The sequence below is a fragment of the Massilia sp. GER05 genome, assembly GCF_052056005.1.
GTDB lineage: Bacteria > Pseudomonadota > Gammaproteobacteria > Burkholderiales > Burkholderiaceae_D > Telluria > Telluria orientalis.
In genome coordinates, this window is sequence record NZ_CP178858.1 from 3,557,090 (window position 1) to 3,581,581 (window position 24,492).

A 24,492-nucleotide genomic window follows, 5' to 3' on the forward strand; every position below is an offset into this window, starting at 1 on the left:
CGTTGGTTGGATTCAGGCGGCGCGCCGTTTCACGGCCAGGTCGTTGGCGGCGGTTTCCTGCGCGAGGCGCCGTTCCAGCATCGCGAGCACGGCCGCCTCTTCGGGCTGCAGGTCCTTCAGGTCCTCGACGAGGCTTTCCTCGGCGCGGGCACGCAGGCCCTCGAGCATCGTGCCGTCGAGGTAGGCGTCCAGCACGGCCGGGTGCACGTAGCACTTGCGGCAGACGGACGGCGTGTTGCCCAGACGTTCCGCGACGGATTCGATGGCGCGCACGACGTTCTTCTTGGCCTGCGTGTCAGAATCGACGGCTTCGAATTCCTGCAGCGCCATCGCGGCGAGGACGGTCCCGGACCACGTGCGGAAATCCTTCGCCGTGTAATCCTCGCCGGTGATCGTGCGCAGGTAGTCGTTCACGTCGCTGGATCCCACCGTGTGCGTTTCGCCGTCTTCGTCGAGATACTGGAACAGGTCCTGGCCGGGCAGGTCGCGCGTGCGCTGGATGATGCGGGCGAGGCGCCGGTCGTGCACCTTGACGTCGTGGTATACGCCGCTCTTGCCGCGGAAGCGGAACCCGACTTCGCTGCCGTCGATCCTGACGTGGCGGTTGCGCAGCGTGGTCAGGCCGTACGACTTGTTCTCGCGGGCGTATTCGTCGTTACCGATGCGCATCATCGTCGCTTCCAGCAGGTAGACGATCGTCGCGAGGACTTTTTCGCGCGGCAGGCCGGGGAGGGACAGCGCGCGGTCGACTTCCTTGCGGATCTGCGGCAGCGCCTTGCCGAACTTGATCATCCGTTCGTACTTGACCTCGTCGCGCACCTCGCGCCATTTCGGGTGGTAGCGGTACTGCTTGCGTCCGCGCGCGTCGCGGCCCGTCGCCTGCAGATGGCCGTTGGCCTGGGGGCAGATCCACACGTCCGTCCACGCGGGCGGGATCGCCAGCGACTTGATGCGCTTGAGGGTGGCCTCGTCCTCGACCGGTTCGCCCTTCGCGTCGAGGTAGCGAAAGCCGTCCTTGACCGGCTCGCGCAAGATGCCCGGGCGGTCGTCGTGGACGTAGCGCAGGCCCGCGGCCCTGGCGGCGGCAGGCGGATCGGTGTTCGGCACCGGGTCGTGCAAGGCGTGGTCTTCGCTCTTCATCGGGGACTCGTCGTTCGCAGTGAGGCTGCCGCCAGTCTACGCCGGCCTTCGTCGCGCACCGTTCGCGAACTAACGTAGTGCAGGCCCGTTAGAATGGCGCCATGTCCAGCAAATCACCCATCTTCCCCGGCCCGCGCACCGCGCGCGGCATGGTGCTCGCCATCCTGCTGTCCAACGCCGACCAGGCGGGCGCCGAGCCGCTGCGCGGCCGCGTGACGCTGGCCGCCATCGTCCGCGCGCTCAAGCGCAAGTACCACTGGCCGATCGAGACGACGAGCTTCCCGTCCAACGCGCCGGACGGCCGCGCGACGTGGGCCACCGTGTACAGCTTGCCGCCCGACGTCATCGCGAAGGCGCTGGACGGGCGGGGGCGCGACTGGTTGCGCAGCAGCCTGGGAACCGCCGACTAGTTCTGTTGCTCAGTTTTGTTGATACCGCGCCTCCAGCAGGTCGATCTGGCGCAGCAGCCTGCGTGCCGTCTCGTCCGAGATATCCATGCGCCGTGCGAGGCGCAGTACCGTGTCCCGCTCCGCGTTCAGCGCGAGCAGCCGGTAGCTGTGCTCCGTGCGCTTGAGTGCCTGTGCGTCGCCATTGCCGCCCGCGGTGTCGGTCGCGTTCAGGCGGTGCCGGTACAGCCGCAGCACGTGGGCCACGGCCCGGTTGTCGTCCTGGCCGTCCGCCTGCTGCGCCCGTTCCAGCGCGGCGATGGCCGCCAGCGTGGCCGCGTGGCGCGCATCGTCCTCGCTGCATTTCGCATCCGGCTCGGCCGGCATCTCCAGGCCGCGCAGCAGGGCGGGCAGCGCGGCGCTGGCGAGCAGCAGCGACACCACGATCACGCTGCTGGCCAGGAAGATCGCCAGGTGGCGCGCGGGGAACGGATCGCCGTTCGGCAGCGCGAGCGGCAGGGTCAGCACGCCGGCCATCGTCAGCGCGCCGCGCACGCCCGCCACCGACGTGGCCAGCATCACGCGCAGTTTCGGCTTGAAGACCTGGCGGCCCAGGCGCTTGCGGTTTAGGATCGTCAGCTGCAGCGAAATCCATACCCACGCGAAGCGCAGCAGCACGAGCCCCAGGCTGAACGCGAGCGCGCGGCTGACGAGCCACCACAGGTCGTACGGCGTGCCGCCGGCCGGGTGCAGCGCGCCGCGTACGATGTCGGGCAGTTGTTCGCCCAGCAGCACGAACATGGTGCCGTTCAACGTGAATTGCAGGGCGTCCCAGATGACGTTGCGGCGGATGCGCGTGCCCGGCGTCGCCCCGCCCGACAATTCCAGGTAGCTCATCGTGATGCCGGCCGCCACGGCCGCGAGGATGCCCGATGCCTCCAGGCGTTCGGCCACGAGGTAGGCGCCGAACGGCGTCAGGAGGTTGATCAGCACCGGGACGCCGTCCTCCTCGCCGAAGCGGCGCTGCAGGATGCCGTGCGCCCGCGTGATGGCGAACGTGATCGCGATGCCGGCCGCGACGCCCGCCAGCGCCACCCACAAGAACGTCAGGCTCGCCTGCGCCAGCGAGAAGTGTCCGGTCACGGCCGCGGCGACGGCGAAGCGGAAGCACACGAGGCCACTCGCATCGTTGAGCAGGCTCTCGCCCTCGACGATGTGCATGAGCCGCGGCGGCATCGGCACGCGCGCGGTGATCGACGAGACGGCGACGGGGTCCGTCGGCGCGACGATGGCCGCCAGCGCGAAAGCCACGGCCAGCGGCATCGCGGGGATCATCCAGTGCAGCAGGTAGCCGGCACCGACGACGGTGAACAGCACGAGGCCCAGCGCGAGTTCCAGGATCGTCGCCTTGTCGCGGAACAGGCCGATCTTGGGGATGCGCCAGCCGTCCACGAACAGCAGCGGGGGCAGGAAGAGCAGGAAGAAGATGTCCGGCTCCAGCGCGATGCCATGGCGGAAAACGCCCGAGATGACGGCGCCCGCGGCGACCTGGATCAGCGGCAGGGGCAGGGCGATGGGCAGCACCCGCGCCACGTAGCCGCTGGCGATCACGGCGAGCAGCATCGCCAGGATGACTTCGATGGTCTCCATATCATCTCCTTTCACGGTCGATGATAAGGGATGGTGCGGATGACCACGGTACGGTTGCGCGTGCCTACACGTTCAACCAACCCGCCGTGGCCTGATTATTCATCGGCAGGCGGGAAAGCGTCGGCCCGGCATCTCGGACAATACAGGTATAAGGTTTGACCGTTGCCCAGTTTAAGCGAGCCGGCACGATACTGCTGGATTGCCCAGATACCCCTGACGCCGTTCTTGAAGGTGACTTCTCCGCTCGCATAGCAGGGCGACCAGTCGAGCATATGAAAGTAATCGTGTTCTGAGACTTCGGCCGCTTTGCCGATGTACTCGCGGATTTCCTGATCGCTGAGCTTGAAACCAGAGCATTGCGCCGCAGGTTCACCTGCCTCTGGAGAGATCGCGCCGCTGTTCCGACGGGTGACTGCGCTGATCGGCGGAAGATGTGTCCTGCGCATTATTGGTTCGGTACCGGAACCATCGCCCATTGCTACGGACGCGCTTGCCGTCACGGCCAAGAGGAGTGCAGCGACTACCATGATGCGCTTTCGGCTTCCGTCGGGTTCTTGCGGGAGACGACCGGGTGCCGGAAGATTTCACTCATCGGCACGCCGAAAGTCGAGGTGAGCTCGGCGATCAGCCACTGAAGCGACGCGTTTTGCTGTTCATTCACCGTTTCGTAGACTCCCTGCTCGGCCGCGTTCCGACCTTTGCCGGCTACCACGGCACCAACGATCTCAATCCCGATGCTGTCCTCGTTCGAGGGATAACGCTGAGGAGAGGGCTTCGCCATTTCCATCCGGTGTTCGGTCTTTGGACTGAAGTGTTTCAGCGTATGAAGGTCGGTCGGGCTACAACGATGCTCAGCGAGACACCGCGCTCGAAGTCTACCCACATGCCAGGTCTGCCGGAATAACGATGCGGTCTGATGGATCGTTCCATCCTTGTCGATCAAAAAATGAGCGCCGTTCGCGTTTTGCATCGTGTAGCTATTCAAGGTCGAGGCGCCAGACCCGCCGCCGGTCTGGTGAACAATGATCCCAGTGACCCGCTGTAAAACGCCGCGCTCGATCAGTGGGCGCGGCGCCCGCTGTACACGTGCATTGACGACGTAGCCTTGCGTGTCCACATGGAGCATGAGGTCACTTCATCCTGTCAGGCGGCGGTCTTGTTCGCTGCCAGATCCCATCCGCCGGACGTGTTTCCGCCGGCACCGCCGCCTATTTTCTGCTGGGTGTATTTCTCGGCGATCTTGGCGTAGTGCAGTGTGAACTGGTCAAGCACCAAGCCAGATCCGCCCCAGGATTTTTTACTGCTGGACACCAGCACGCTTTCCAGCATGACCTCGTAATACTTGAGCGCGCCGGAGCCGTCCGCGCGGAAGAATTCGAGCTTGGCTTTCGGGATCGTCTTGCCCTGGGCCGCCAGTTCCATCAGTTTTGGAGAAGCGAGATCAATCGCCTTCGTAATCCGGATCGCATCGAAGACAGCGCGCCCGACTGTGTGGCCACCAGCGGTCGACACGGTGCCGGCAGTCGGCTGGGTGACACCCCAGTCAACGGCCACGATCTCGATCCATCCCTTGTGCCTGTCGTCGTTCGATTCCCCGTTGACGCCATCAATTTGCAAATAGACATCAGCTGCCATGTTTCTCTCCTCGGTTGCCCATCCGTGATTCTCGACCGGAAGGCACGAGTATATTTATGCGAGATCAGTATTCGCAGGTGTTGAGAGAAACTACGTGGCGATAGTTTTGCAGCATCGTAAGATGGACTCCCCAGTCCATCAACGCGATACGCAGACGCGTTAACGCCGGATGTTCGCCTCGGCGGCCGCCGCCAGGATGTCCGCCAGCTGCATCGTATTCACCGGCTTGACGAGGTAGTGGTCGAACCCGGCCGCCATCGACGTCTCGCGGTCCTGCTGGCGGCCGTAGCCCGTCATCGCGATCAGCGTGGCACCGGCCGCCTGCGGCAGCATGCGCAGGCGCCGCGCCAGTTCGTTGCCGTCGAAGTCGGGCAGGCCGATGTCGAGCAGGCAGACTTCCGGCACGAACGATTTCGCCAGTTCCAGCGCGTCCGTGGCGGAGTACGCGACTTCCACGCGGTGTCCGCCGGAGCGCAGGAACAGCTGCAAGGTGTGGACGGCGTCGACGTTGTCGTCCACGAGCAGGATGCGCAGCGGCACGCCGCCGTCGTGGTGTTCTTCGCCGACGACGGGCGCCGGCGCCAGCACGACGTCCTGCGTGTAGCGGGGCAGGCGTACCGTGAACGTCGAGCCCTTGCCGAGGCCCGCGCTGTAGGCCTTCACTTCGCCGCCGTGCAGCTCGACGAGGCTTTTCACGAGGGCGAGGCCGAGACCGAGGCCGCCCTGCGAGCGGTCCGGCGTGCGCTCGGCCTGCGTGAACAGGTCGAACACGCGTTCGACGAGGACCGGCTCCATGCCGATGCCGTCGTCGGCCACGGTCAGCACGTAGTCGTTGCCGTCCGCGTCCACGCGCAGGTGGATGGTGCCGCCTTCCGGCGTGTACTTGGTTGCGTTGTTGAGCAGGTTCGCACACACCTGCACGAGCCGCTTGTGGTCGCCCTTGACGTACGCGGGCGCGGGCGGCAGCTCGATCACGACGCGGTGGCGCCGCGCCGCGATCAGCGGGCGGATCTGCTCGGCCGCATCGTCGACGACGCGCTTGAAGTCCAGCACCTGCGTCGCCAGCGACACGAGGCCGCGCGTCACGCGCGATACGTCGAGCAGGTCGTCGACGAGGCTCGTCATGTGGTCGACCTGGCGCACGATGATGGAACAGGTCTGCGTGATCTGGGCGTTATCGGAGTGCAGCAGCTTGAGCAGGTGTGCGCCCGTGCTGATCGGCGCCAGCGGGTTGCGCAGCTCGTGCGCGAGCATCGCGAGGAATTCGTCCTTGCGCTGGTCGGCGGCGCGCAGTTCGCGCTCGGCCAGCGAGCGGGCCGTTTCTTTCTTCTGCAGCGCGGCCGCCATGCGGTCCAGCGCCTGGGCCAGGTTGCCGATCTCTTCGTGGCCGTAGGCGATGCCGGAGCGGGCTTCCAGGTCGCCGGCCGCGATGCGCTCGGCGGTGCCCATCAGCTTGCGCACGCGCTGGACGATCAGCACGTCGCCCACGAGCCACGCGGCCAGCATGGCCAGCAGCGTGGTCGCCGCGAGGCCCAGCAGGGACATGATCTGGTCGTGGCGCGCGGCGGACAGGATCGTCTCGGTGGGGATGCCGATCGTGACCGTGTAGTCGGTCAGCGCGGGCGCGCCCACGCGCGCGAACGTGTGCAGGCGCTCGACGCCGTCGTCGCCGCGGACCGTCACCGCGCGCTGGCCGGCCGTGTTCAGCGCTTCCTGCATCGCCGGCGACAGCCTGGTGCCGAAGAAGCGTTCCGGATCGGGGCGGCGCGAGATGATGGTGCCGCGCGCGTCCGCCGTCGCCAGCACGGAACCGGGCGGCAGGTTGATGTCGTTGATGAAGGTGTCGAGCCCTTCCAGGTCCATCGCCGCGAACACGACGGCGAGGACTTTCCCGCTGCGGTCGATGACGGGATAGGTGAGGTTGATCGTGTGCTTCTTGATGACGCGGCCGAACACGTAGTCGCCGGCAATGAACCTGCGTTCCGAGATGGCGCGGCGGAAGTGGCTGCGGTCGCCCAGGTTGACGGGGTGGAGCAGCGGGACGGCGCTGCAGGTGACGTCGCCGTTGAGCTGGATGAGGCCGAAGTTGACGAAGCCCTCGTTGCGGTCGAGGACGTCGGACAGCAGCGACGTGCATTTCGCCGTGTCGCCCATCAGGTCCGGGACGCTGGCCAGGTCGACGAGGATCTGGCGCGCACCCTCGATCGACTGGGCTTCGTTGGCGGCCGCCATGCCCGTCAGGCGGCGCAGGTTCTCTTCCGATGCCTTGATGGCATGTTCGCGTTCGCGGATCCCGGACAGGATCGTCATCACCGCCAGCGGCGTGATCGCCAGCGCGACCAGCAACATGAGCCGGCTGCGCAGGCTGTTCAGCCGGAAGCGGCTCAAGCCAGATGTCATTTGTCTATCTTCAATCTGCCGCCTTTTGGGCAACAAACGCATTCCCAAATTCGATGATCCTGCGGATGCCTTCGCGCAAGGTCGCCACGTCGTCCGAAATATAGCCGAGCCGGATGTAGCCGGGCACGCCCAGCGCCTCGCCCGGCATGACCGCCACCCTCTGTTCCTCGAGCAACGCTTCGGCAAAGCCGACCGTGTCCAGCGTCAGGCTGCGCACGTCTCCCCACAGGTACGGACCGGAGGCCGGTGCGTGCATGACGATCCAGGGGACCTCGGCAAACAGCCGTACCGCCAGGTCGCGCCGGTCACGGTAGTCCGCCATCATCGCGCGCGGCGCACCGGTCGCGAACGCGACGTGGGCGGCTACCTGCGACAAATGCGGCGCGGCGGCCGTGATCGGGCCTTGCAGCGTCTGCATCGCGTTGACCACTTCGGCGGGCGCCAGCGCGAAGCCGACCCGCCAGCCCATCATGGCGTAGCTCTGCGAGGCCGAAAACAGCGTTACCACGCCGATGTTCCGCCAGTCGCACAAGGCCGCCAGGCTGGTGTGTCCGCCATCGAAGATCAGGTGTTCGTAGCTTTCGTCGACGATCACCCGGGCCCCGATGCGCTCCACCCATGCTCGAAGGTGTTCCAGTTCCCGGCGAGTGTACACCTTGCCGGTGGGATTGTGCGGGTTATTGATGATGACGATGTCCGGCTTGCCGAGGCCGTCGAGCAGTGCCGGCGTGATTTCCTCAGGGAGATCGGCCAGGATCGTCCGCAGGCCCAATAGTTGTGACGTAGCAACATACGCAGGCCAGTGGGGCTTGAAGATCAGGACGGTGTCGTACGGATCGCTCAACGCATACAACGCTTCGTACAACCCCTGCTTGGCGCCGTTGGTGACGATGATCTCGTCCGTGCCCGCGTCGATGTCGTTTTCCTTTTTCAGCTTGGCCGCCAGCCGGGTCCGCACGTCCAGTGCGCCGACCACGCTCGTGTATGGCATGATCCGTTCGCGCTCGATCGCCGCCGCCACCGCGTCCAGCACCGGCCGCGGCGCCGGGAAGTGCGAGATGGCGATGGAGAAGTCGATGACGGCCTCGCCCTGGCTGCGCAAGGTTTCCACGCGGCCGTGCATGGCGGTGGTGGCGAGCGGGCGGGAGGAAGCAATCCGGGCAGAAATTTTCATTTTTTGTTCTCTTGGGATGGTGTTATTGAAAAGTTATGACGCACGGTGCAACGGCTGGGTGTTGCCTGATTGTACTAAATCGGCAGAACAATGCCGCACTGGTGGAAAATAGCGCGCAGGAAATGGGGGGCGGCGGGCGCCGCGCGGCGCGGGATTCTGGTACGGTGATTCAAAGTGAACCATTCGGGAGAACGCCATGCAGCAACCCATCGTACGCACCTTCAAGCACGTGACGGCCGCCGAACAGGCGCGCGTCGAACTGCTGGACGCGGGCATCGCGGCCGACGACGTCGCGATCGACGTCCGCATCGACGAGACCGGTCCCGTGCAGGGCAATTTCACCGTCGGCGATTCGCCCGCGGTGACGGGCAAGACGGCGTATTCGCACACGTACGCGCCGGTGGCACAGGACGACGTGCGCGACTGCCAGGTCACTGTGAACCCCGCCGACGCCGCGCTGGCCGAGCGGGCCGCCGCGATCCTCGACCGGCACGGCGGGCACGATCCCGATCCGGCCCATGCCGCCGCCATCGCCGCCCGCGAGACGCGCCATTGAGTTTGCGCGACAATAGGGCATCGCGGACCGCGACCGCTTCCAGGAGAGTTCAATGAGTGCCATCCACCTCGACAAGCAGGATGCCCTGCTGATCATCGACATGCAGGTCGACTTCCTGCCCGGCGGGGCGCTCGGCGTGGCGGGCGGCCATGAAGTGGTCGCGCCGATCAACCACCTGATCGAGCTGTACCAGGCGCAGGATCTACCCATCTTCGCGTCGCGCGACTGGCACCCGCAGGACCACTGCTCGTTCGCGGCACAGGGCGGGCCGTGGCCGCCGCATTGCGTGGCCGGCACGCCGGGCGCCGCATTCGCGGCCGAGCTGGCGCTGCCCGACGATGCCATCGTGATTTCGAAAGCCGACACGGCGGCCGTGGACGCCTATTCCGCGTTCGGCGGCACCGACCTCGCGGCGCAGCTGCGCGCGCGCGGTGTGGAGCGCGTGACGGTGGTGGGTCTCGCCACCGATTACTGCGTCTTGAACACCGTCACGGATGCGCTGGAAGAAGGCCTCGACACGCTCATCGTGCCGGAAGCGATGCGCGCCGTCGACGTGAATCCGGGCGACGGCCGCCGCGCGCTCGACCGCATGGTCGCGCGCGGGGCGGTACCGGTGCGGCTGGGCGAGATCGGGATGGTCGCACTCTCCGTCGCCTGATTCGGACGCCGATGCGCGTGGACGGCGTGGTGCGGCTGGGCGTGAGCGGCAGCGGCCAGGGCGTGCCAACTGCCTGATTACGCCGCGCGCAGCAGCACGAGGTGGCCGGCGATGTCGCGGCCGTGATCCTGGCGCAGCACGGCGCGTTCCGCCGCGACGATGTCGAAGCCGGCCGCCTGCGCGGTTGTTTGCACATAGCCGAGCGCATGCGCAAACCGGTTCGACGGCTGGAGCGCGTAACCACGATCGTCCTCGTCGAGTGCCTCGCACGACAGCGCGAACAGCCCGCCCGCATGCAATGCGCGCCGCACCCGCGCGAACAGCGGAGACAGGTCGCCGAGGTACACGAGCACGTCGGCCGCGACGGCGAGGTCGCACGAGGCGGGGCGCTCCGCCAGCCAGTCGACGATGTCGGCGCAGGTCAGGTCATCGTACAGGTCCAGTGCCGCCGCCTTGTCCAGCATGCGCTGCGACAGGTCGACGCCGGTGACGTGCCGCGCCAGCGGCCGCAGGAAAGTCGCGCACAGTCCCGTGCCGCAGCCGAGGTCCAGCGCCGCCTGCACGGGTGGCGCGGCCAGGTGCGGGCGGAGCAGGGCGTCCAGCAGCGCCGGCGTGCGGTAGCCGAGGACGTCGACGAGGTGGCGGTCGAACCGGCCAGCATATTGGTCGAACAGGTGTTTCACGTAGTCGGCCGGCGCCGCATCCGGCTGCTCCGCCTCGCCCAGCGCCGCCAGTGAAAACCCGATCTCGTCCGCATCCGCGCCCAGGTCGAGCGCGCGCCGGTACGACGCCACGGCCGCGTCGCGCCGCCCCAGTCCGCGCAGCGTGTTCGCCCGATAGTGTTCGGCCAGCGCGTAGTCGGGCCGCACGGCCAGCGCCTGTTCGTAGCTGTGCAGGGCGCCGGCGAGGTCGCCCGATTTCTTCAGTGCCGCGCCGCGCGCGCACCAGGTGTCGGCCCGCGGGGCCAGCGCGAGCGCGCTGTCGTACGCATCGACGCTGTCCGCGTGGTGGTCCAGCGCCTGCAGTGCATGGCCCAGCGCGACGAAGGCGTCCGCATACGCGGGCCGCATGGCGAGTGCTTGTTCGGCGCTCGCGGCGGCATCCGCATGGCGTCCCAGGTCGTGCAGCGCGATGGCGCGATGGCACCATGCGTCGGCCAGCGCCGGGGCGATGCCGAGGGCGCGCTCGTAGCTGTCCAGGGCGTCGGCCAGGCGGCCGAGCCGGCGCAGCGTGTTGCCGCGGTTGTCCCAGGCGAGCGCATAGCCCGGGTCGAGGCGCAGCGCCGCTTCGTAGCTGGCCAGCGCGGCATCGGTGCGGCCGAGGTCCTGCAGCGCGGCGCCCAGGTTGCAATGGGCGCGCGCCTGCTGCGGGTCGATCCGCAGCGCTTCCTCGATCAGCTCCACGGCGCGGCCGGGATGCCCGCGCTGGCGCTCGATCACGCCCAGCAGGTGCAGCGCGTCGAACTGGCGCGGGTCGAGGTCCAGCACGTGTCGGTACAAGGCCTGCGCCTGCTCGAGCCGGCCCTGCTGGTGCAGGCGGACGGCCTGGCCCAGCAGGTCGGACGCGTCTTCCACCGTCACCGGATCAGCTCCAGGACAGGTCCGCCTTCGACAGCGGCAGCTCGCGCACGCGCTTGCCGGTGGCGGCGAAGATGGCATTGCAGACGGCCGGCGCCAGCGGCGGGAACACGGGTTCGCCCAGGCCCGTGACGGGGTAGTCGGTCTTGAGGAAGTGCGTCTCGATCGTGGTCGGCGTGTCCGGCATGCGCAGCAGGGCGTAGTCGTGGAAGTTGCTCTGCACGATGCGGCCCTTGTCGATGTCGAGCGCCGGGTACATCAGCGTGGACAGGCCGTCGATCACGGAGCCCTGCACCTGGTTCTCGGCGCCGGACAGGTTGACGATCTGCGCGCCGATGTCGGCGACGACGACGACGCGGTCCACGCGCAGCCGGCCTTCCTTCGACACCGTCACCTCCGCCACTTCGGCCACGTAGCCGCGGTGGCTGAAGTGGAAGGCGATGCCGGCGCCCTGGCCGCGCGCGAACTTGCGCTGGCCCCAGCCGGATTTTTCGGCGACGGCCTTCAGCACGTTGCGCATGCGGCCCACGTTGTACGGCACGCCGCGCTCGCCCGTACCGGCCACGAGGTCATTGTCGCCGAGGAGGTCGAGGCGGAACGCGAGGGGATCGCGCCCGGCCGCATGGGCCAGTTCGTCGATGAAGCTGTGGAACACCCAGGCGAACACGTTGCTGCCCGGCGCGCGCCATGGTCCCATCGGGATGCGGCATTCGAGCGGCGTCTGCTCGATCAGGCAGTTGGCGAGCCAGCGGCCCGGGAATTCATCGCCCGACAGGTTGCCGCCGCTGCCCGGCTGCAGCACGCTCGCGCTGCCGCCGTCGCTTTCCTTCTTCTCGACGCGGTTCGCGAACGTGACGAAGTGGTCGTGCCACGCGACGACCTTGCCATGGTCGTCCACGCCGCCGCGCAGGAAGTGGAAGCCGCCGGCGCGGAAGTGGTCGTGCTGCAGGTCGTCCTCGCGCATCCACGTCAGCTTGACGGGCGCCTTCACTTTCTGCGCGATCGCGGCCGCCTCGACGATGAAGTCGGACGACAGCCGGCGCCCGAAGCCGCCGCCGCTGCGTGTGATGTGGAGCAGGATCTTGTCTTTCGGGATGTTGAATGTCGTGGAGACGAGCGCCTGGCCGGCGCCCGGATTCTGCGTGGGCGCCCACAGTTCGAGGGTGCCCTCCAGCGGCTTGAACCACGCCGTGCAGTTCTGCGGTTCCATGCTCGCGTGCGAGATGAACGGGTAGACGTAGTTCGCTTCGACCGTGCGCGCGGCGCCCGCGAGGGCCGCATCGACGTCGCCGTCCTTGCGCATCACGGCGGCGCCGGGTTGCCCGCTTGCGGCCTGCGCGGCGGCGAGGAAGCCGGACCAGCTATGGCGCGCGCCTTCGCCTTCGTCCCACGTCACCTTCAGGTTCTTGCGGGCGCGGAACGCGTTCCACGTCGAGTCGGCGACGATCGCGACGCCGGGCCGCAGGCCGTTCAGGTTTTCCGTGCCTTCGACGAGGAACGCGGCCTTCACGCCGGGCATGCGCTTGATGGCGTCCAGGTTCGCCTCGACGGGACGGCCGCCCGGCACCGGGCACTTCACGTACGTGGCGTACAGCATGCCGGGCAGGCGCGTGTCGATGCCGAACAGCGGCTGGCCGCTGACGACGAGCGCGTTGTCCACGCCGCCCACGCGCGTGCCGAGCAGGCGATAGGTCGCCGGATCCTTCGGCACGACCTCTTTCGCATCCGGCACGGGCAGCGCGGACGCCGCGCGCACGAGCGCGCCGTAGCCCAGCTTGCGGCCGCTGGCGCCGTGCACGACGGCGCCGTCCGCGGCGTGGCACTCCGCCACCGGCACGTTCCAGGTCTGCGCGGCGGCGCGTACGAGCATCGTGCGCGCGGTGGCGCCGAGGCGGTGGAAGTTGTCGTAGTTGGTCGGCGTCGACGTCGAGCCGCCGGCGCCCTGCGACCCGTAGATCGGGTTCAGGTCGCCCTGCACGACACGGACCGATTTCCAGTCGACCTCGAGTTCTTCGGCCAGCACCATCGGCAGCGACGTCTTGATGCCCTGGCCGATTTCCGGCTGCTTGGAAACGAGCGTCACGCGGCCGTCCGTGCCGATGCGGATGAACGCGTTCGGGACGAAGTCGCCCGCTGCGGGTTCTTGCGCCCCGTTGCCGGCCAGCGCGGCGATGGCGCCGCTCGCCTGCACGCCCAGCAGCAAGGCGACGCCCGCCGACTGGCCGAGGAAGCGGCGGCGCGCGGGGGAGGCGGGGCGGCTCATGCTTTCCCCTTGGCGCCGGTCGCGGCAATGTCCGCGGCCCGGTGGATGCCGGCGCGGATACGGACATACGTCGCGCAGCGGCACAGGTTGCCGGCCATCGCGTCGTCGATCTGGGCGTCGGTCGGCTTCGGATGCTGTTTCAGGAGGGCGCATGCCGTCATGATCTGCCCGGCCTGGCAATAGCCGCATTGCGGCACGTCCAGCTCGGTCCAGGCCTGCTGCAGCGGATGCATGGCGCGGGCATCGAGGCCCTCGATCGTGGTGATGCGGCGCTTGCCGATGCTGCTTACCGGCAATTGGCAGGCTCGGGCCGGCTGGCCGTCCACGTGCACGGTGCAGGCGCCGCAGGCACCGATGCCGCAACCATATTTCGTGCCGACGAGGCCCAGGGTATCGCGCAGCGCCCACAGCAGCGGGGTATCCGCTTCGACGTTAACGGCCTGGGCCTTGCCGTTGACGTTCAGTGTGTATTTACTCATGTCCTCGTGGGATGGGTTGGATTGCCGAAGCTGAACTGTGCAATGCTAAACCAAACTGCCCCGTCAAGACCAAGGGATTTGATCTTTTACGTGGCAATAGTAGAAACCCGGGGGCTATGACATACTGGAGCGGCCCGATGCGCAGCATCGCACGCCCCACTTACATGCGCCGACCGATCACTTTTCCGACCAACCTGCGCAGCCGCCTCGCCGGTGCCGTCGGCGTGCTCGTGCTGGGCGCCACGATGCTCGCCGGCCCGCTGGCCGTGGACGTGGCCGAGCACGACCTGCGCGCCGTGCTGGGCGCGCAGCAGTATGCGTCGCTGTCCGGGGCCGCGGCCTTTCTCGACGACCTGCTGGAAGCACGCCTGCGCCAGATGGCCGCGCTGGCCGTGGCGATGCCGCTCGACGCCCGCCACGACCCGCGCCGCCTGCAGGCCTGGCTGGCGAACCGCACGGCCGACGTGGGCGACGAGTTCGTCAACATCGCCGCGTTTGCCCGCACGGGCGAACTGGTGGCGTCGGGCGCGTCCATGCCGACCGCCCAGCCGCTGACGGCCACGGGCCGCCCGTACTTCGAAGAAACGCTGTTGCGCGGCCGCGGCATCGTGTCCGATCCGTTCCAGAGCCGCCTGTCCGGCGCGAACATGGTGCTCGTGACGGCGCCCGTGTTCGACGACCACGGCGAGATCGTCTACGTGCTCGCGGGCCGCATCGACCTGCAGCATGCGCGCTTCCTGCGCCAGGTCGACGCCCTGCGGCCGGGCAGCACCGGCTATCTGTTCCTGATGTCGGCCGACGGCACGCTGATCGATTCGCCGGCGAAGGAACGCCAGGCGGCGACGGCGCCGCCCGCCGACCAGCCGGGCATCGCGCGCGCCCTGCACGGTTTCGAGGGCTGGCTGATCGGCGGCGACCGCGAAGGTGCCGCCATCGTCACCTATAAACGCCTGGCGACGACCGGCTGGATCCTCGGCGCGCGCTATCCGGAGAAAGAGGCGTTCGCGCCGCTCGCCCGGGTGCGGCGCACGGTGCTGGTCGTGGCGGGCGCCCTCGCGCTGGTCGCGGGCCTGCTTGCGTGGTGGCTCGTGCGCCGCGGCCTGCGTCCGCTGGCCGAGTTGCGCCGCAACGTGGCCGCCGTGCGCCACGAGGGCGTCGACAGCGAGGTGCTGGCGCTCGCCCGCAACGACGAGATCGGCGAACTGGGCCGTGCCTTCCACGACCTCGTGCAGGCGCGCGGGCGCGCGGCCGCCCGCATGCGCGCGATCGCCGACAATGTCCCGGCCGTGATCGCCTACGTCGACCGCGACGAGCGCTTCGAATTCACCAACGCCGGCTTCGACCGCATGATCGGATCCGAGCCGGACGTGTTCATCGGGCGCACGGTGCGCGAAGCGCTGGGCGAAGCCGGCTACGCGCGCCTGGAACCGCTGATCCGTGCGGCGCTGCTGGGCGAGCGCGGCCACGTGGAAGACGTGCGCAGCGACGACGCCAGGCGCCACCAGATGATCGACACGATTCCCGACATCGATGCCGACGGCCGCGTCGTCGGCTTCTTCGTGATGGCGATGGACATCAGCGAGCGCAAGGAAGCGGAACTGGCGCAGGCCGCGAGCGAGCAGCGCCTGCGCCTGATCGCCGACAACCTGCCGGTGCTGATCTGCTACATCGACCGCAACCACCGCCTGGGCTTCGGCAACGCGACGTTCCAGGCGTGGCTGGGCCTGGAACCGGTCCGCCTGCCCGGCATGCATTTGCAGGAAGTGCTGGGCAAGCCGGCCTACGACGCGGCGCGGCCGCGCCTGAAGCAGGCGTTCGAAGGCGTCGGCGCCACGTTCGAGATGCCGCTGCAGGCGCAGGGCCGGCACCGCATCCTGGAATGGACGTTCGTGCCGGACGTGCAGGCGCAGGGCAGGGTGAACGTCGCCGTCGCGGGCGTGTACGCTCTCGCGCACGACATGACCAGGGTGAAGGAGGCGGAAAGCCGGCTCGTGCAGATGGCGCGCTTCGACAGCCTGACCGGCATCGCCAACCGCCGCCTGTTCGGCGAACTGCTGGGCCAGGCGCTGGAACGGGTGCGCCGCCAGCGCCAGGTGATGGGCCTGGCCTACCTGGACATCGACCACTTCAAGGCCATTAACGACACGTGGGGCCACGGGGTCGGCGACGAGGTGCTGAAGGAATTCGCGCAGCGCCTGGCCGCCTGCGTGCGCGTCACGGACACGCCCGCGCGCCTGGCCGGCGACGAGTTCGTCGTCCTGCTGGAAGACGTGAAGGGCGTCGACGAGGCGGAGCGGATCGGCGCCAAGATCGTGGAGGCCATCCGGAAGCCCATTGCGACCGGGGCCGGTCCGCTGGAGGTCACGGCCAGCGTGGGCATCGCGCTCGTGCACGGCGCGGACGTCCCGCTGCCCACGCAGGACCAGGTGCTGGGCTGGGCCGACACGGCGCTGTATGCCGCCAAGCACGGCGGCCGCAACCGCTGCGTCGTGCGCGTGGCGGAGGAGGCGGCCGGCGTGCCGGTGAAGTAATTACTGCGGCGCGGGCTGCGTGGCCACCAGCGTGCGCTGCACCCAGCCGCCGGAGACGTTCTCGCCGTCGATCTTGACGAAGCCGTCGCGCTCTTCGCCGGTGGCGATCGCTTCTTCCGACCGCTTCAACGTCCCTATCACCTTGCTGCCGGCGCGCGGCTCCGTGTACACCTTGACGGTCGCGAGGCGCGCGTACACGCTGGCGCCGGCCGTCACGGGCACGCCCTCGCGGGTGGATGCCTGCGCATTCACCTTGCTGGCCGCGCTGCTGGTACGCACGAGGCTCGGCTCGTTGCGGATGCGCGCCACGATGCGGTTGTAGTTGTCGAGCAGGCTGGCCGCGACCATCTTGCCTTCCGGCGTGTTCGTATAGCCGCCCAGGCGCGAGTAATCGCCGCCGCCCCAGCTCCAGCCGGAAATGCCGAAGTCCGTCTTCGTCGCGACGCCTTCTTCCGCCGCCACCTGGATGCCGGACCGGACGTCCGCGATCAGGAGGCTCGTCTGCGCTTCCTTGAACTTGAGGTTGCCCGCGATGCCGCCCGCGATCCGGCCCAGGCCGCCCAGCAGGCGGCCACCGTAATCCGAGATCGCGCCGCCGATGCCGCCCGTGTTGGCGGCGGCGAACTGCACGTTCGGCGTCATCACGAAGTCGGCCGCCTGCAGCTGGCCCTTGCCGACGTTGCTGCCGGACAGCGTCTCGCCATTCGCGGCGAGCGCGCGTTCCTGCTGCAGATTGGCCATCGCCGCCCCGCGCTCGACCACCTGGAAGCAGTTCGATTGCTGGATCATGATACGCAGCAGCGCGACTGGCGACCCGAGCCCGTAGCTCTGCAGCGCGTGGGCGCTCTCGCTCTGGGCTTCCGTGACGGCGATGGTGCCGAGCGGGCGGTCGCAGCGCTCGACTTTGGACGTGGTTTCCTGGGCGTGCAGGGAGGTGGCGCCCGCGAGCAGGGCGGCAATGATCGAAATCCGGATTGGCTTCATGACCTTGTAAGTGAACAGTGAGAAGGAAAGCACGCGGAGCGTGCCTTACACCTTTGTTCATTTTACAAGTCTGTACAGGGTTGCAATCTCACCAACTTTCACAGTTCCCCGTTTTTTGGACACAATGGTCAGATACCTGTGGGATAAGTCTCCGGTGGTTCCTCCGCATGCCATCCGCCGCCCCGATCGAGCGGATGCACGGCCGTCGTGTGGTCGATGTGGATCACGGCATCGAACTGGCGCGCCATGCGGGCGGCAAAATAATGGCTGTGGCGCTCCGTGCGCGGCAGGTAGATGACGCCGATGGCCCGTTCCAGCCGCCGTTCCTCCATCGTGGCGCGCACGTCCTGGTCGATGCCGTCCCGAAGCGGTAGCAGGAAGCGGGGGATGCCCGTCTCGTGCAGCAACTCCTCATAGCTGCCCGGCATGCCCGGCCGGACGCGCTTGTGCTCGGCCGGCGCGTCCCATTCCGAGGCGGCCGTGACGAAGCCGTCGTACGTGGAAAAACCGATCAGCCGGGTCTGCCCATCGTATTCCTTGCGCGCCAGTTCGCCGACGTTCCACTCGCCCATTTCTCCCATTTCTGTCGCGCGCGCGTCGCCGATGTGGGAATTGTGTTCCCAGACGACGATCTTGGACGGCTCGCCATCCTTCGACAGGTGGCGGGCGAGCGCATCCAGCGTCTCCGCCATGTGGCTGTCGCGTAAATTCCATGACGACACGCGGCCCCGGAACATCGTCCGGTAGTATTCCTCGGCATTCTTGACGAGGCGCGCGTTCTGCTCGGCGTAGAAGAACGCTTCCTCGTCGCCGTCCCGGTACATGTAGTCGGCGGCCCGCTGCTGTAGCTGGCGTAACTGCTCGAGGACGCCTTGTTCGCACGACGCGGACAGGTCGAGGCTCGCCGTATAGCCGTAGTGCTGGCTGTCCTCGTGGTAATGGTCGAAGCAGGCGTAACGCTCGCGCGCCTGGCGTGCCGCGTTCGGGTCGACCTGGTCGAGGTAGCGCAGCACTTCCTCCATCGACGTGAACAGGCTGTACAGGTCGAGGCCATAGAAGCCGACCCGCGGTCCGGCCGTCTTCTCGTTGTGGTGCCGCAGCCATTGGACGAACGCGGCGACATCCGTGTTCCGCCACATCCAGTTCGGAAAGCGCTGGAAGCCGGACAGGGCTTCGTCGGCATTGCGGTCATCGCCGCGGCCGCGCACGTAGCGGTTGACGCGGTAGGCGTCCGGCCAGTCCGCCTCGACCGCGACGGCGTGGAAACCCTTGTCCTCGATCAGGCGCTGCGTGATGCGCGCCCGCTCCTCGTAGAACTCGTGGCTGCCGTGCGTCGCCTCGCCCAGCAGCACGAAGCGGGCATCGCCCACGAGGTCGAGCAGGGCGTCGTAGTCGCGGTCGCCGCCCGTCAAAGGACGCGCGGCGTTGCGCAGCGCCGAGATGGTGTGCTGCGGGGTCTGCGGCGTCGCCATGACCACCTCAGTGCAGCCAGCGGCTGCTGGTGCGCGGCCGCGCGGCATCGCGCGGCACGGCGCCCCGTTCGATGAACGCCTTCATGCGCGCGAGGTCGTCGTCCATCTGCGTCTTCGGATCGGACCCGAGCAGGGTCGCGAGACCGTGGCCGACGACGCCCGCCGGCGGCGTGTACGACATGTGCACGGTGACGCGGGTGCCGCCGCGATGCGGTTCGAACTGGATGGAGCCGCTCTGCGGGATCTCGGCGCCCGCTTCGCTGCGCCACGCCAGGCGGTGCGGCCGGGTCTGCTCGGTGAGCACGGCATTCCATTCGAACTCGCTGCCGCCGGGGCCGCGCACGACCCAGTGCGAGCGGCCGCGGCCGAGGTCGCGCACCTCGACGACGTGGGACATGAAGTGCGGGAAGTTCTCGTAATGGGTCCACAGGTCGTAGACGTCGTCCGGCGCGGCGTCGATGTGGATAGCCTTGCTGAAGTCGATGGTCTGGTCCATGCCGATGCCGCGGCCGCGCAGCATGCCCAGCAGCGGCTGGTTGGTGGCGCCGCGGGCCAGCAGTGCGGCGCCGGCCAGGCCCAGCATCCATGCCAGCGGCGAGCGCCGGCTCAGCGCATACAGGGCCAGCAGGCCGCCGCCGGCCAGGGCGGAATTGCGCGCGGTGGGCGTCCATTCGCCGCCGGGGGCCCCCGCCCGCAGAGTGTCGCGCACCCGGGTGCGGACGTCGTGCGCCAGGGCGCGGGCCTTGTCCATGCCGTTGCCGACCTCATGTCCGCCCCCGTCGGCCGCACTGCCCAGCGCATGCCGTGCCTTGTCCATGCGGCCGCCGACGGCCTCGCCTGCCCTGGCCAGCGTGTCCTTCGCCTTGTCGATGCCGGCGTCGAGCGCTTCGCTTGCCGCGTGCCCCATGCGCTCCAGTGCCGAGCCCGACCTGGCCCCGGCACTGCCGCCACTGTCGGCCATATCGGCCATATCGGCCGCGCGGTCGCGCAGCTCGTCGCCGGCGGCGCCGATGCGTTCGCCCGCGCCGCGCCAGAACGTTGCCCAGTGCGCTGGACGTGCGCGCGCCCGCGTTGCGCACGGCCGCGGCCGATTGCGCGCGCCGCGCCCCGCCGCGGTCCGGGTCGAGCATGTACATCAGCAGGGCGCCGGCAGCGGCACCGCCGATCCATTTCGCGATTTCATAGCCTGTGTCCGTCGTGTTTTTCATGATTGGCTCCTCCGGTTGGTCTGGCCCTGGCCGCCGCCTCGTCATGCCAGGCGGTGGCCAGCAAATCCTGCACTTCCTCGTCGCTGGTCTGTTCGAATGCGTCGTACCACTGGCCGACGGCGCGGAAGTGGGGCGGGGTCGACAGGCAGACGAGTTCGTCGACGCGTGCCTCGAGCGCGGCCGCCGTGTCGGGCGGCGCGACGGGGACCGCCAGCACCAGCTCGCGCGGACCCAGCCGGCGCGCGACTTCGATGGCGGCCAGCATCGAGGAACCCGTGGCGACGCCGTCGTCGACGAGGATCGCGCTGCGGCCGGCGAGGTCGAGGGGCGGCCGGCCGCCGCGGTAGGCGCGCTCGCGCCGCTGCAGTTCGGCCAGCTCGCGCGCCGTCACCGCGTCCACGTCCTGCGCGGTGACGCCCATCAGGCCGGGCACGCCGGGCTGGAGCACGCGGACGCCGCCGCTGCCCACGGCGCCCATCGCGAATTCCTCGTGGCGGGGCATGCCGAGCTTGCGCACGAGCAGGACGTCGAGGGCGATGCCGAGCCGCTGTGCGATGGCGAACCCGACCGGGACGCCGCCGCGCGGCAGTGCCAGCACGATGGCGTCCGGATGCCGGGTATAGGCGGCGAGCCGCTGCGCCAGCAGCCGGCCCGCTTCGGTGCGATTCTTGAAATGACGGGTGTCGGCCATGATGCGCACGCTTTCAGAGTCCTTCCCTGATCTCGAACCGGGCGCGGCGTGAGCGCGGTCGCGGGCGGCCCGCAGGCCGTCCGCTCGCGTGCCGCGCCGTGCGGCTCATCGACCCTACTGGATCGTCAGCTGGCGCGCCGTGCCGCCCTGTTTCTTCGGCAGCGAGAGCATCAGGACGCCGTCCTCGAGCCGTGCCTGCGCGCTGGCATCGTCGACTTCGGAGGGCAGCGTGAAGCTGCGCTGGTACTTGCGCGTCGAGCGCTCAGAATACACCACCTGCTCACCCTGGCGCTGTTCGTTTGCCTGCTGACACTCGCCTTCGATGGTGACGCGCTGGCCGTCGATCGAAACATGCACGTCCTCCTTCTTGACGCCGGGCAGCTCGGCCTTCACCTCGAAGGTTTTGTCCGTCTCGCTGACGTCCAGGCGCGGCATGCCGACGTCCTCGCCGGCCCAGCGCCCCTGGGCGAGCGGCGCGAAGAAGTCCTGGAACATGTTCTCGACCATGCGTCCGAACTGGTCTTCCATGGCGCCGGGACGGAATGTGGAAAGCGGCGTCGTGCCTCTTCTGATCAGGTTCATGATAGACCTCCCTTTTAAGAATGATGTCCCGCGGCGCGCAGGGCGCCGCAACACCATTTATAGGGCGGTCGAAAAGGGTTTGCAAGAGTCGTGTCGAACCGTGCGCGGGCACCCGGACGGACCTTTGAGGCAGGACAGCAGGCGAACGAAAGCGGGGAATTTTTGCGAAACCGCCCCGGTCAATGACAGTGCGGACCGGGGCAGATGCGGGCGTCAGCCGAGGTTGCGCCGGTGGAAGCGCAGGTGGTCTTCGACGAAGGTGGAGATGAAGTAATAGCCGTGGTCATAGCCCGGATGGCGGCGCAGTTCGAGCGGCTGGCCGACGGCGCGGCAGGCTTCCTCGAACGCCTCCGGGTACAGTTGTTCGGCCAGGAACTTGTCGCCCAGGCCCTGGTCGATCAGGATCCCCTTGGGGAAGGGCGGGGCGCCGGCACCGGCCATCAGCTCGGTCGCATCGTAGACGCGCCACGCGTCGCGATCGGTGCCGAGATAGCCGCCGAACGCCTTCTCGCCCCACGGGCAGCGGGACGGCGCGGCAATGGGGGCGAAGGCCGACACGGAGCGGAACAGGTCGGGGTTGCGCAGCGCCAGCACCAGCGCGCCGTGGCCGCCCATGGAGTGGCCGCAGATGCCCACGCGCGCCGGATCGGCCGGCAAGGTGGCGAGCACCAGCTCGCGCAGTTCGAGGATGTGGCTGTACATGCGGTAGTGGGTCGACCACGGTTCGCGGGTGGCGTCCACGTAGAAACCGGCGCCGGCGCCGAAGTCCCAGTTGTCGGTCTCGCCCGGCACGCCGGCGCCGCGCGGGCTCGTGTCGGGCGCGACCAGGATCAGGCCTTCCTGCGCCGCCACGCGCTGGGCGCCGGCCTTGATCATGAACGTCTCTTCGGTGCACGTCAGGCCGGCGAGGTAGAACAGGACGGGCAGGCGCTTGCCGTGCGCGCCGGGAGGGAGGTAGACGGAAAAACGCATCGGCAGGCCGATGGCGGCGGAATCGTGTTTGTAGAAGCGCTGGACGCCGTCGAAACAAACGTGTTCGCTGAGGAGTTCGGGCATGGCTCGGTCCATCGGATGGTTGACTGATCGAAAGCGCAAGTATGCCCGGTCCGCAGGCAGGCCGCCACTGCGCTTCAGATCAGGCCGAGCGCCCCCAGCACGGCGCCGGCAGCGAGCAGCCACAGCAGGTGAATGCGCGTGCGCCAGATGATCAGGCCGCTGACGATCGCGGTGAGCCACAGGGGCCAGTTCGCCAGGACGGCGGACGCGATCGGGGCACCGGCACCGGCACTCGCACCGGTACCGGCGGAACTGGCCATGATCCAGGCGGTGGACAGCAGCAGCGCGATCACGATGGGCGCCATGCCCTGCTTGAAGGCCCGGACGGCGCGCAGGTCGCGGTTGCGGTGGCCCCAGCGGGCGGCCGTGTACGTGATGATGGTGGACGGCGTCATGATGCCGACCATCGTCACGAGCACGCCGAACAGCGCGGCGGCCGTGCTGCCGGCGTTCATGCCGACGTGCCACCCCATCAGGGCGACGAACAGGACGTTCGGCCCCGGTGCGGCCTGGGCCAGCGCGATGGACTGGTTGAACTGTTCCTGGGTCAGCCAGTGGTGTTGCTCGACGAGGAAGCGGTGCATCTCCGACGACGTCGAGATGGCCCCGCCGACCGACATCAGCGACATCAGGAGGAAATGGCCGAACAAATTGAGCCAGTCGGCCCAGTCCAGCGCGAGGTGCAGGGGCGCCGTCATGATGCGAGCCGGCGGTACGCGAGGACGCAGCCCAGGCCGCCGAGGCCGAACAGCACCCAGGGGAGCGGACATTTGAGGAACGCGACGAGGATGAAGCCGGCCGCCGCGATGGCCAGGCACCAGGACAGGGGCAGCGGGCTTTTCTTCAGCGCGCTCGCCAGGCGCAGGCCGGCCGCGCCGATCAGGCCGGCACAGACGGCGGCCATGCCGTGCAGCGCGCCGGCCACGACGGGGCTGTCGGCGAAGCGGTCGTGCAGCACGGCCAGCCCGATGACGAGGATCAGGGGCACGGTCAGCAGGCCGGCCAGTGCGGCGAGCGCGCCGGCGATGCCGAAATGGCGGCCGCCGACCATCAGTGACAGGTTGACGACGTTCGGTCCGGGCATGATCTGGGCGACGGCCCAGTCTTCGATGAATTGTTCCTGGGTCAGCCAGCGCTTGCGGTCGACGATCTCGCGCTGGACGATGGCCAGCACGCCGCCGAAGCCCTGCAGGGCCAGCAAGGTGAAGGAAATGAACAGGTCGGAGAGGGAGCGGGGGCGGTTGGCGCTTTCGGACGGCGCGGTCGTGCCGGAGGGCGGGGAGCTGGGCGATGCATTCATGCCCCGATTATCGCGCCGCTCCCGGCATCCTGTCCATGTGGCGGCCCGGCGCTCCGGCGGTCCGGCGGTCCGGCGCTCCGGCGCTCCGGCGATCAGCCGCCGCCGATGCCCCGCATCACGCGTCCCGTGCCTTCGCATTCGGGACAGGTCTTGCCGTCGGCCAGCTTGCCGCTGCCGCCGCAGGTTTCGCACAGGTCTTCGCCGGCGCCTGGCGTGCCGGGTTCGGCTTCGTCGCCGGGTTTCAGGTCGGGATCGGGCATTGCGCTCATGGCGTCCTCGTGGTGGTTGGATAGACGAGGCCATTCTAGGCGCAGCGAAAACGGCGCGGCGCGCGCATGCGGCGCGGGTTTGTCATGAGGAATTCACAAACGAATGCCACATTGGATAAAAATTAATCTTGACTTTGGCCAAAGGTGGGAAATACTCGTTAGGCAGCAATCCCTTCAATCCATCAAAGTCAGGAACTGCGATGAACCAAGACACCCTCGAGCTCGAAGACGGTCAGGTGACCGTCCCTTACCAGCGGCGCGATACGCACCAGAAGGATATCGTCGACCTGGGCATTGCGCTCCAGCAGCGCAGCAATACGATGTCGGCCGTGGAATACCTGCGTTCGCAGAACGTCGGCAACGACGTCATCGAACGCGTGCTGACGGAGCCGGGCCGCAGGCGCTCCTGGTGCAGGTAAGGGTGCAGGCAGGCGACAAGCTCGACGGTTATGCACAGTCTTGCTCGGGTGCATCTTGCGAA

Annotated in this window: 24 protein-coding genes; 5 read left to right on the top strand and 19 right to left on the bottom strand. The window is 68.3% G+C overall.

The window, feature by feature from the left end:
• Positions 1–12 precede the first annotated feature (12 nt).
• Positions 13–1,140: a DNA topoisomerase IB gene (locus ACL58G_RS16020; protein WP_413345095.1), complete on the bottom strand. Its 1,128-nt coding sequence runs from the start codon at positions 1,138–1,140 to the stop codon at positions 13–15.
• A 101-nt stretch (positions 1,141–1,241) separates the two neighbouring features.
• Here ACL58G_RS16020 and ACL58G_RS16025 point away from each other — a divergent pair, with 101 nt between their 5' ends.
• Positions 1,242–1,550: a hypothetical protein gene (locus ACL58G_RS16025; RefSeq protein WP_440967849.1), complete on the top strand. Its 309-nt coding sequence runs from the start codon at positions 1,242–1,244 to the stop codon at positions 1,548–1,550.
• A gap of 9 nt (positions 1,551–1,559) precedes the next feature.
• On the opposite strand, the gene ACL58G_RS16030 is transcribed toward ACL58G_RS16025, so the two are convergent.
• The 6 genes from ACL58G_RS16030 to ACL58G_RS16055 all read right to left on the bottom strand — a co-directional run bounded on the left by ACL58G_RS16030 (position 1,560) and on the right by ACL58G_RS16055 (position 8,385).
• A complete protein-coding gene (locus ACL58G_RS16030; RefSeq protein WP_440967851.1) occupies positions 1,560–3,176 on the bottom strand; it encodes a Na+/H+ antiporter in 1,617 nt (538 codons plus the stop codon).
• Between the two features lie 95 nt (positions 3,177–3,271).
• On the bottom strand, positions 3,272–3,703 hold the full coding sequence (locus tag ACL58G_RS16035; RefSeq protein ID WP_440967853.1) for a hypothetical protein: 432 nt from the start codon (positions 3,701–3,703) through the stop codon (positions 3,272–3,274).
• The gene (locus ACL58G_RS16040) at positions 3,697–4,302 is read right to left on the bottom strand and encodes a peptidoglycan recognition protein family protein (protein WP_440967855.1); all 606 of its coding nucleotides are present in this window, start codon (positions 4,300–4,302) and stop codon (positions 3,697–3,699) included. Before ACL58G_RS16040 ends, ACL58G_RS16035 begins: the two co-directional genes overlap by 7 nt.
• A 17-nt stretch (positions 4,303–4,319) precedes the next feature.
• Positions 4,320–4,811, bottom strand: a complete 492-nt coding sequence (locus tag ACL58G_RS16045) for an Hcp family type VI secretion system effector (RefSeq protein ID WP_413343930.1) — start codon at positions 4,809–4,811, stop codon at positions 4,320–4,322.
• Between the two features lie 159 nt (positions 4,812–4,970).
• Positions 4,971–7,211, bottom strand: coding sequence for a hybrid sensor histidine kinase/response regulator (locus ACL58G_RS16050; protein ID WP_440967858.1), 2,241 nt, complete (start codon positions 7,209–7,211; stop codon positions 4,971–4,973).
• Between the two features lie 10 nt (positions 7,212–7,221).
• Positions 7,222–8,385, bottom strand: coding sequence for a pyridoxal phosphate-dependent aminotransferase (locus ACL58G_RS16055; RefSeq protein ID WP_440967860.1), 1,164 nt, complete (start codon positions 8,383–8,385; stop codon positions 7,222–7,224).
• A gap of 196 nt (positions 8,386–8,581) precedes the next feature.
• Here ACL58G_RS16055 and ACL58G_RS16060 point away from each other — a divergent pair, with 196 nt between their 5' ends.
• Positions 8,582–8,941 carry a hypothetical protein gene (locus ACL58G_RS16060; RefSeq protein ID WP_440967862.1) on the top strand — a complete coding sequence of 120 codons (360 nt, stop codon included), beginning with the start codon at positions 8,582–8,584 and terminating at the stop codon, positions 8,939–8,941.
• A gap of 52 nt (positions 8,942–8,993) precedes the next feature.
• On the top strand, positions 8,994–9,599 hold the full coding sequence (locus tag ACL58G_RS16065) for an isochorismatase family protein (RefSeq protein ID WP_413385111.1): 606 nt from the start codon (positions 8,994–8,996) through the stop codon (positions 9,597–9,599).
• 77 nt (positions 9,600–9,676) lie between these two features.
• On the opposite strand, the gene ACL58G_RS16070 is transcribed toward ACL58G_RS16065, so the two are convergent.
• The 3 genes from ACL58G_RS16070 to ACL58G_RS16080 are packed head-to-tail and all read right to left on the bottom strand — an operon-like array spanning position 9,677 to position 13,918.
• Positions 9,677–11,179 (bottom strand): tetratricopeptide repeat protein, encoded by a 1,503-nt coding sequence (locus ACL58G_RS16070; RefSeq protein WP_440967865.1) that lies wholly within the window; start codon positions 11,177–11,179, stop codon positions 9,677–9,679.
• Between the two features lie 4 nt (positions 11,180–11,183).
• Positions 11,184–13,439, bottom strand: a complete 2,256-nt coding sequence (locus ACL58G_RS16075) for a molybdopterin cofactor-binding domain-containing protein (protein WP_440967867.1) — start codon at positions 13,437–13,439, stop codon at positions 11,184–11,186.
• Positions 13,436–13,918 (bottom strand): (2Fe-2S)-binding protein, encoded by a 483-nt coding sequence (locus ACL58G_RS16080; protein ID WP_413346465.1) that lies wholly within the window; start codon positions 13,916–13,918, stop codon positions 13,436–13,438. The genes ACL58G_RS16075 and ACL58G_RS16080 overlap by 4 nt, the downstream gene beginning before the upstream one ends.
• Before the next feature lie 137 nt (positions 13,919–14,055).
• Here ACL58G_RS16080 and ACL58G_RS16085 point away from each other — a divergent pair, with 137 nt between their 5' ends.
• The gene (locus tag ACL58G_RS16085; protein WP_440967869.1) at positions 14,056–16,449 is read left to right on the top strand and encodes a diguanylate cyclase domain-containing protein; all 2,394 of its coding nucleotides are present in this window, start codon (positions 14,056–14,058) and stop codon (positions 16,447–16,449) included.
• Here the strand turns inward: ACL58G_RS16085 and ACL58G_RS16090 are convergent, their stop codons facing one another.
• From ACL58G_RS16090 to ACL58G_RS16130, 9 genes are all read right to left on the bottom strand, one after another.
• Positions 16,450–17,433: an SH3 domain-containing protein gene (locus ACL58G_RS16090; RefSeq protein WP_440967871.1), complete on the bottom strand. Its 984-nt coding sequence runs from the start codon at positions 17,431–17,433 to the stop codon at positions 16,450–16,452. It abuts the gene before it with no gap.
• Positions 17,434–17,561: 128 nt separating this feature from the next.
• On the bottom strand, positions 17,562–18,905 hold the full coding sequence (locus tag ACL58G_RS16095; RefSeq protein ID WP_413385123.1) for an erythromycin esterase family protein: 1,344 nt from the start codon (positions 18,903–18,905) through the stop codon (positions 17,562–17,564).
• Between the two features lie 7 nt (positions 18,906–18,912).
• Positions 18,913–19,866: an SRPBCC family protein gene (locus tag ACL58G_RS16100; RefSeq protein WP_440967873.1), complete on the bottom strand. Its 954-nt coding sequence runs from the start codon at positions 19,864–19,866 to the stop codon at positions 18,913–18,915.
• A 218-nt stretch (positions 19,867–20,084) separates the two neighbouring features.
• Positions 20,085–20,804 carry a phosphoribosyltransferase gene (locus ACL58G_RS16105; protein ID WP_413385127.1) on the bottom strand — a complete coding sequence of 240 codons (720 nt, stop codon included), beginning with the start codon at positions 20,802–20,804 and terminating at the stop codon, positions 20,085–20,087.
• A gap of 114 nt (positions 20,805–20,918) precedes the next feature.
• Positions 20,919–21,386, bottom strand: a complete 468-nt coding sequence (locus ACL58G_RS16110; RefSeq protein ID WP_413385129.1) for an Hsp20/alpha crystallin family protein — start codon at positions 21,384–21,386, stop codon at positions 20,919–20,921.
• A 213-nt stretch (positions 21,387–21,599) separates the two neighbouring features.
• Positions 21,600–22,442, bottom strand: a complete 843-nt coding sequence (gene fghA / locus ACL58G_RS16115) for an S-formylglutathione hydrolase (protein ID WP_440967875.1) — start codon at positions 22,440–22,442, stop codon at positions 21,600–21,602.
• 74 nt (positions 22,443–22,516) lie between these two features.
• Positions 22,517–23,140 (bottom strand): chromate transporter, encoded by a 624-nt coding sequence (locus tag ACL58G_RS16120; RefSeq protein ID WP_413385134.1) that lies wholly within the window; start codon positions 23,138–23,140, stop codon positions 22,517–22,519.
• Entirely contained in the window at positions 23,137–23,742 is a 606-nt protein-coding gene (locus ACL58G_RS16125; protein WP_440967877.1) for a chromate transporter, read from the bottom strand. Before ACL58G_RS16125 ends, ACL58G_RS16120 begins: the two co-directional genes overlap by 4 nt.
• Before the next feature lie 92 nt (positions 23,743–23,834).
• Positions 23,835–24,011 (bottom strand): hypothetical protein, encoded by a 177-nt coding sequence (locus ACL58G_RS16130; RefSeq protein WP_181158672.1) that lies wholly within the window; start codon positions 24,009–24,011, stop codon positions 23,835–23,837.
• Between the two features lie 200 nt (positions 24,012–24,211).
• On the opposite strand from ACL58G_RS16130, the gene ACL58G_RS16135 reads away from it, so the two are divergent.
• Positions 24,212–24,430, top strand: a complete 219-nt coding sequence (locus ACL58G_RS16135) for a hypothetical protein (RefSeq protein ID WP_258849789.1) — start codon at positions 24,212–24,214, stop codon at positions 24,428–24,430.
• The last annotated feature ends 62 nt before the right edge of the window (positions 24,431–24,492 follow it).

What these genes read in the sequence shown, in the direction of transcription:
- ACL58G_RS16020 (WP_413345095.1), bottom strand. Translation starts at nt 1,140, where the DNA reads ATGAAGAGCGAAGACCACGCCTTGCACGACCCGGTGCCGAACACCGAT.
- ACL58G_RS16025 (WP_440967849.1), top strand. Translation starts at nt 1,242, where the DNA reads ATGTCCAGCAAATCACCCATCTTCCCCGGCCCGCGCACCGCGCGCGGC.
- ACL58G_RS16030 (WP_440967851.1), bottom strand. Translation starts at nt 3,176, where the DNA reads ATGGAGACCATCGAAGTCATCCTGGCGATGCTGCTCGCCGTGATCGCC.
- ACL58G_RS16035 (WP_440967853.1), bottom strand. Translation starts at nt 3,703, where the DNA reads ATGGTAGTCGCTGCACTCCTCTTGGCCGTGACGGCAAGCGCGTCCGTA.
- ACL58G_RS16040 (WP_440967855.1), bottom strand. Translation starts at nt 4,302, where the DNA reads ATGCTCCATGTGGACACGCAAGGCTACGTCGTCAATGCACGTGTACAG.
- ACL58G_RS16045 (WP_413343930.1), bottom strand. Translation starts at nt 4,811, where the DNA reads ATGGCAGCTGATGTCTATTTGCAAATTGATGGCGTCAACGGGGAATCG.
- ACL58G_RS16050 (WP_440967858.1), bottom strand. Translation starts at nt 7,211, where the DNA reads ATGACATCTGGCTTGAGCCGCTTCCGGCTGAACAGCCTGCGCAGCCGG.
- ACL58G_RS16055 (WP_440967860.1), bottom strand. Translation starts at nt 8,385, where the DNA reads ATGAAAATTTCTGCCCGGATTGCTTCCTCCCGCCCGCTCGCCACCACC.
- ACL58G_RS16060 (WP_440967862.1), top strand. Translation starts at nt 8,582, where the DNA reads ATGCAGCAACCCATCGTACGCACCTTCAAGCACGTGACGGCCGCCGAA.
- ACL58G_RS16065 (WP_413385111.1), top strand. Translation starts at nt 8,994, where the DNA reads ATGAGTGCCATCCACCTCGACAAGCAGGATGCCCTGCTGATCATCGAC.
- ACL58G_RS16075 (WP_440967867.1), bottom strand. Translation starts at nt 13,439, where the DNA reads ATGAGCCGCCCCGCCTCCCCCGCGCGCCGCCGCTTCCTCGGCCAGTCG.
- ACL58G_RS16080 (WP_413346465.1), bottom strand. Translation starts at nt 13,918, where the DNA reads ATGAGTAAATACACACTGAACGTCAACGGCAAGGCCCAGGCCGTTAAC.
- ACL58G_RS16085 (WP_440967869.1), top strand. Translation starts at nt 14,056, where the DNA reads ATGCGCAGCATCGCACGCCCCACTTACATGCGCCGACCGATCACTTTT.
- ACL58G_RS16090 (WP_440967871.1), bottom strand. Translation starts at nt 17,433, where the DNA reads ATGAAGCCAATCCGGATTTCGATCATTGCCGCCCTGCTCGCGGGCGCC.
- ACL58G_RS16095 (WP_413385123.1), bottom strand. Translation starts at nt 18,905, where the DNA reads ATGGCGACGCCGCAGACCCCGCAGCACACCATCTCGGCGCTGCGCAAC.
- ACL58G_RS16100 (WP_440967873.1), bottom strand. Translation starts at nt 19,866, where the DNA reads ATGGCCGACAGTGGCGGCAGTGCCGGGGCCAGGTCGGGCTCGGCACTG.
- ACL58G_RS16105 (WP_413385127.1), bottom strand. Translation starts at nt 20,804, where the DNA reads ATGGCCGACACCCGTCATTTCAAGAATCGCACCGAAGCGGGCCGGCTG.
- ACL58G_RS16110 (WP_413385129.1), bottom strand. Translation starts at nt 21,386, where the DNA reads ATGAACCTGATCAGAAGAGGCACGACGCCGCTTTCCACATTCCGTCCC.
- fghA (WP_440967875.1), bottom strand. Translation starts at nt 22,442, where the DNA reads ATGCCCGAACTCCTCAGCGAACACGTTTGTTTCGACGGCGTCCAGCGC.
- ACL58G_RS16120 (WP_413385134.1), bottom strand. Translation starts at nt 23,140, where the DNA reads ATGACGGCGCCCCTGCACCTCGCGCTGGACTGGGCCGACTGGCTCAAT.
- ACL58G_RS16125 (WP_440967877.1), bottom strand. Translation starts at nt 23,742, where the DNA reads ATGAATGCATCGCCCAGCTCCCCGCCCTCCGGCACGACCGCGCCGTCC.
- ACL58G_RS16130 (WP_181158672.1), bottom strand. Translation starts at nt 24,011, where the DNA reads ATGAGCGCAATGCCCGATCCCGACCTGAAACCCGGCGACGAAGCCGAA.
- ACL58G_RS16135 (WP_258849789.1), top strand. Translation starts at nt 24,212, where the DNA reads ATGAACCAAGACACCCTCGAGCTCGAAGACGGTCAGGTGACCGTCCCT.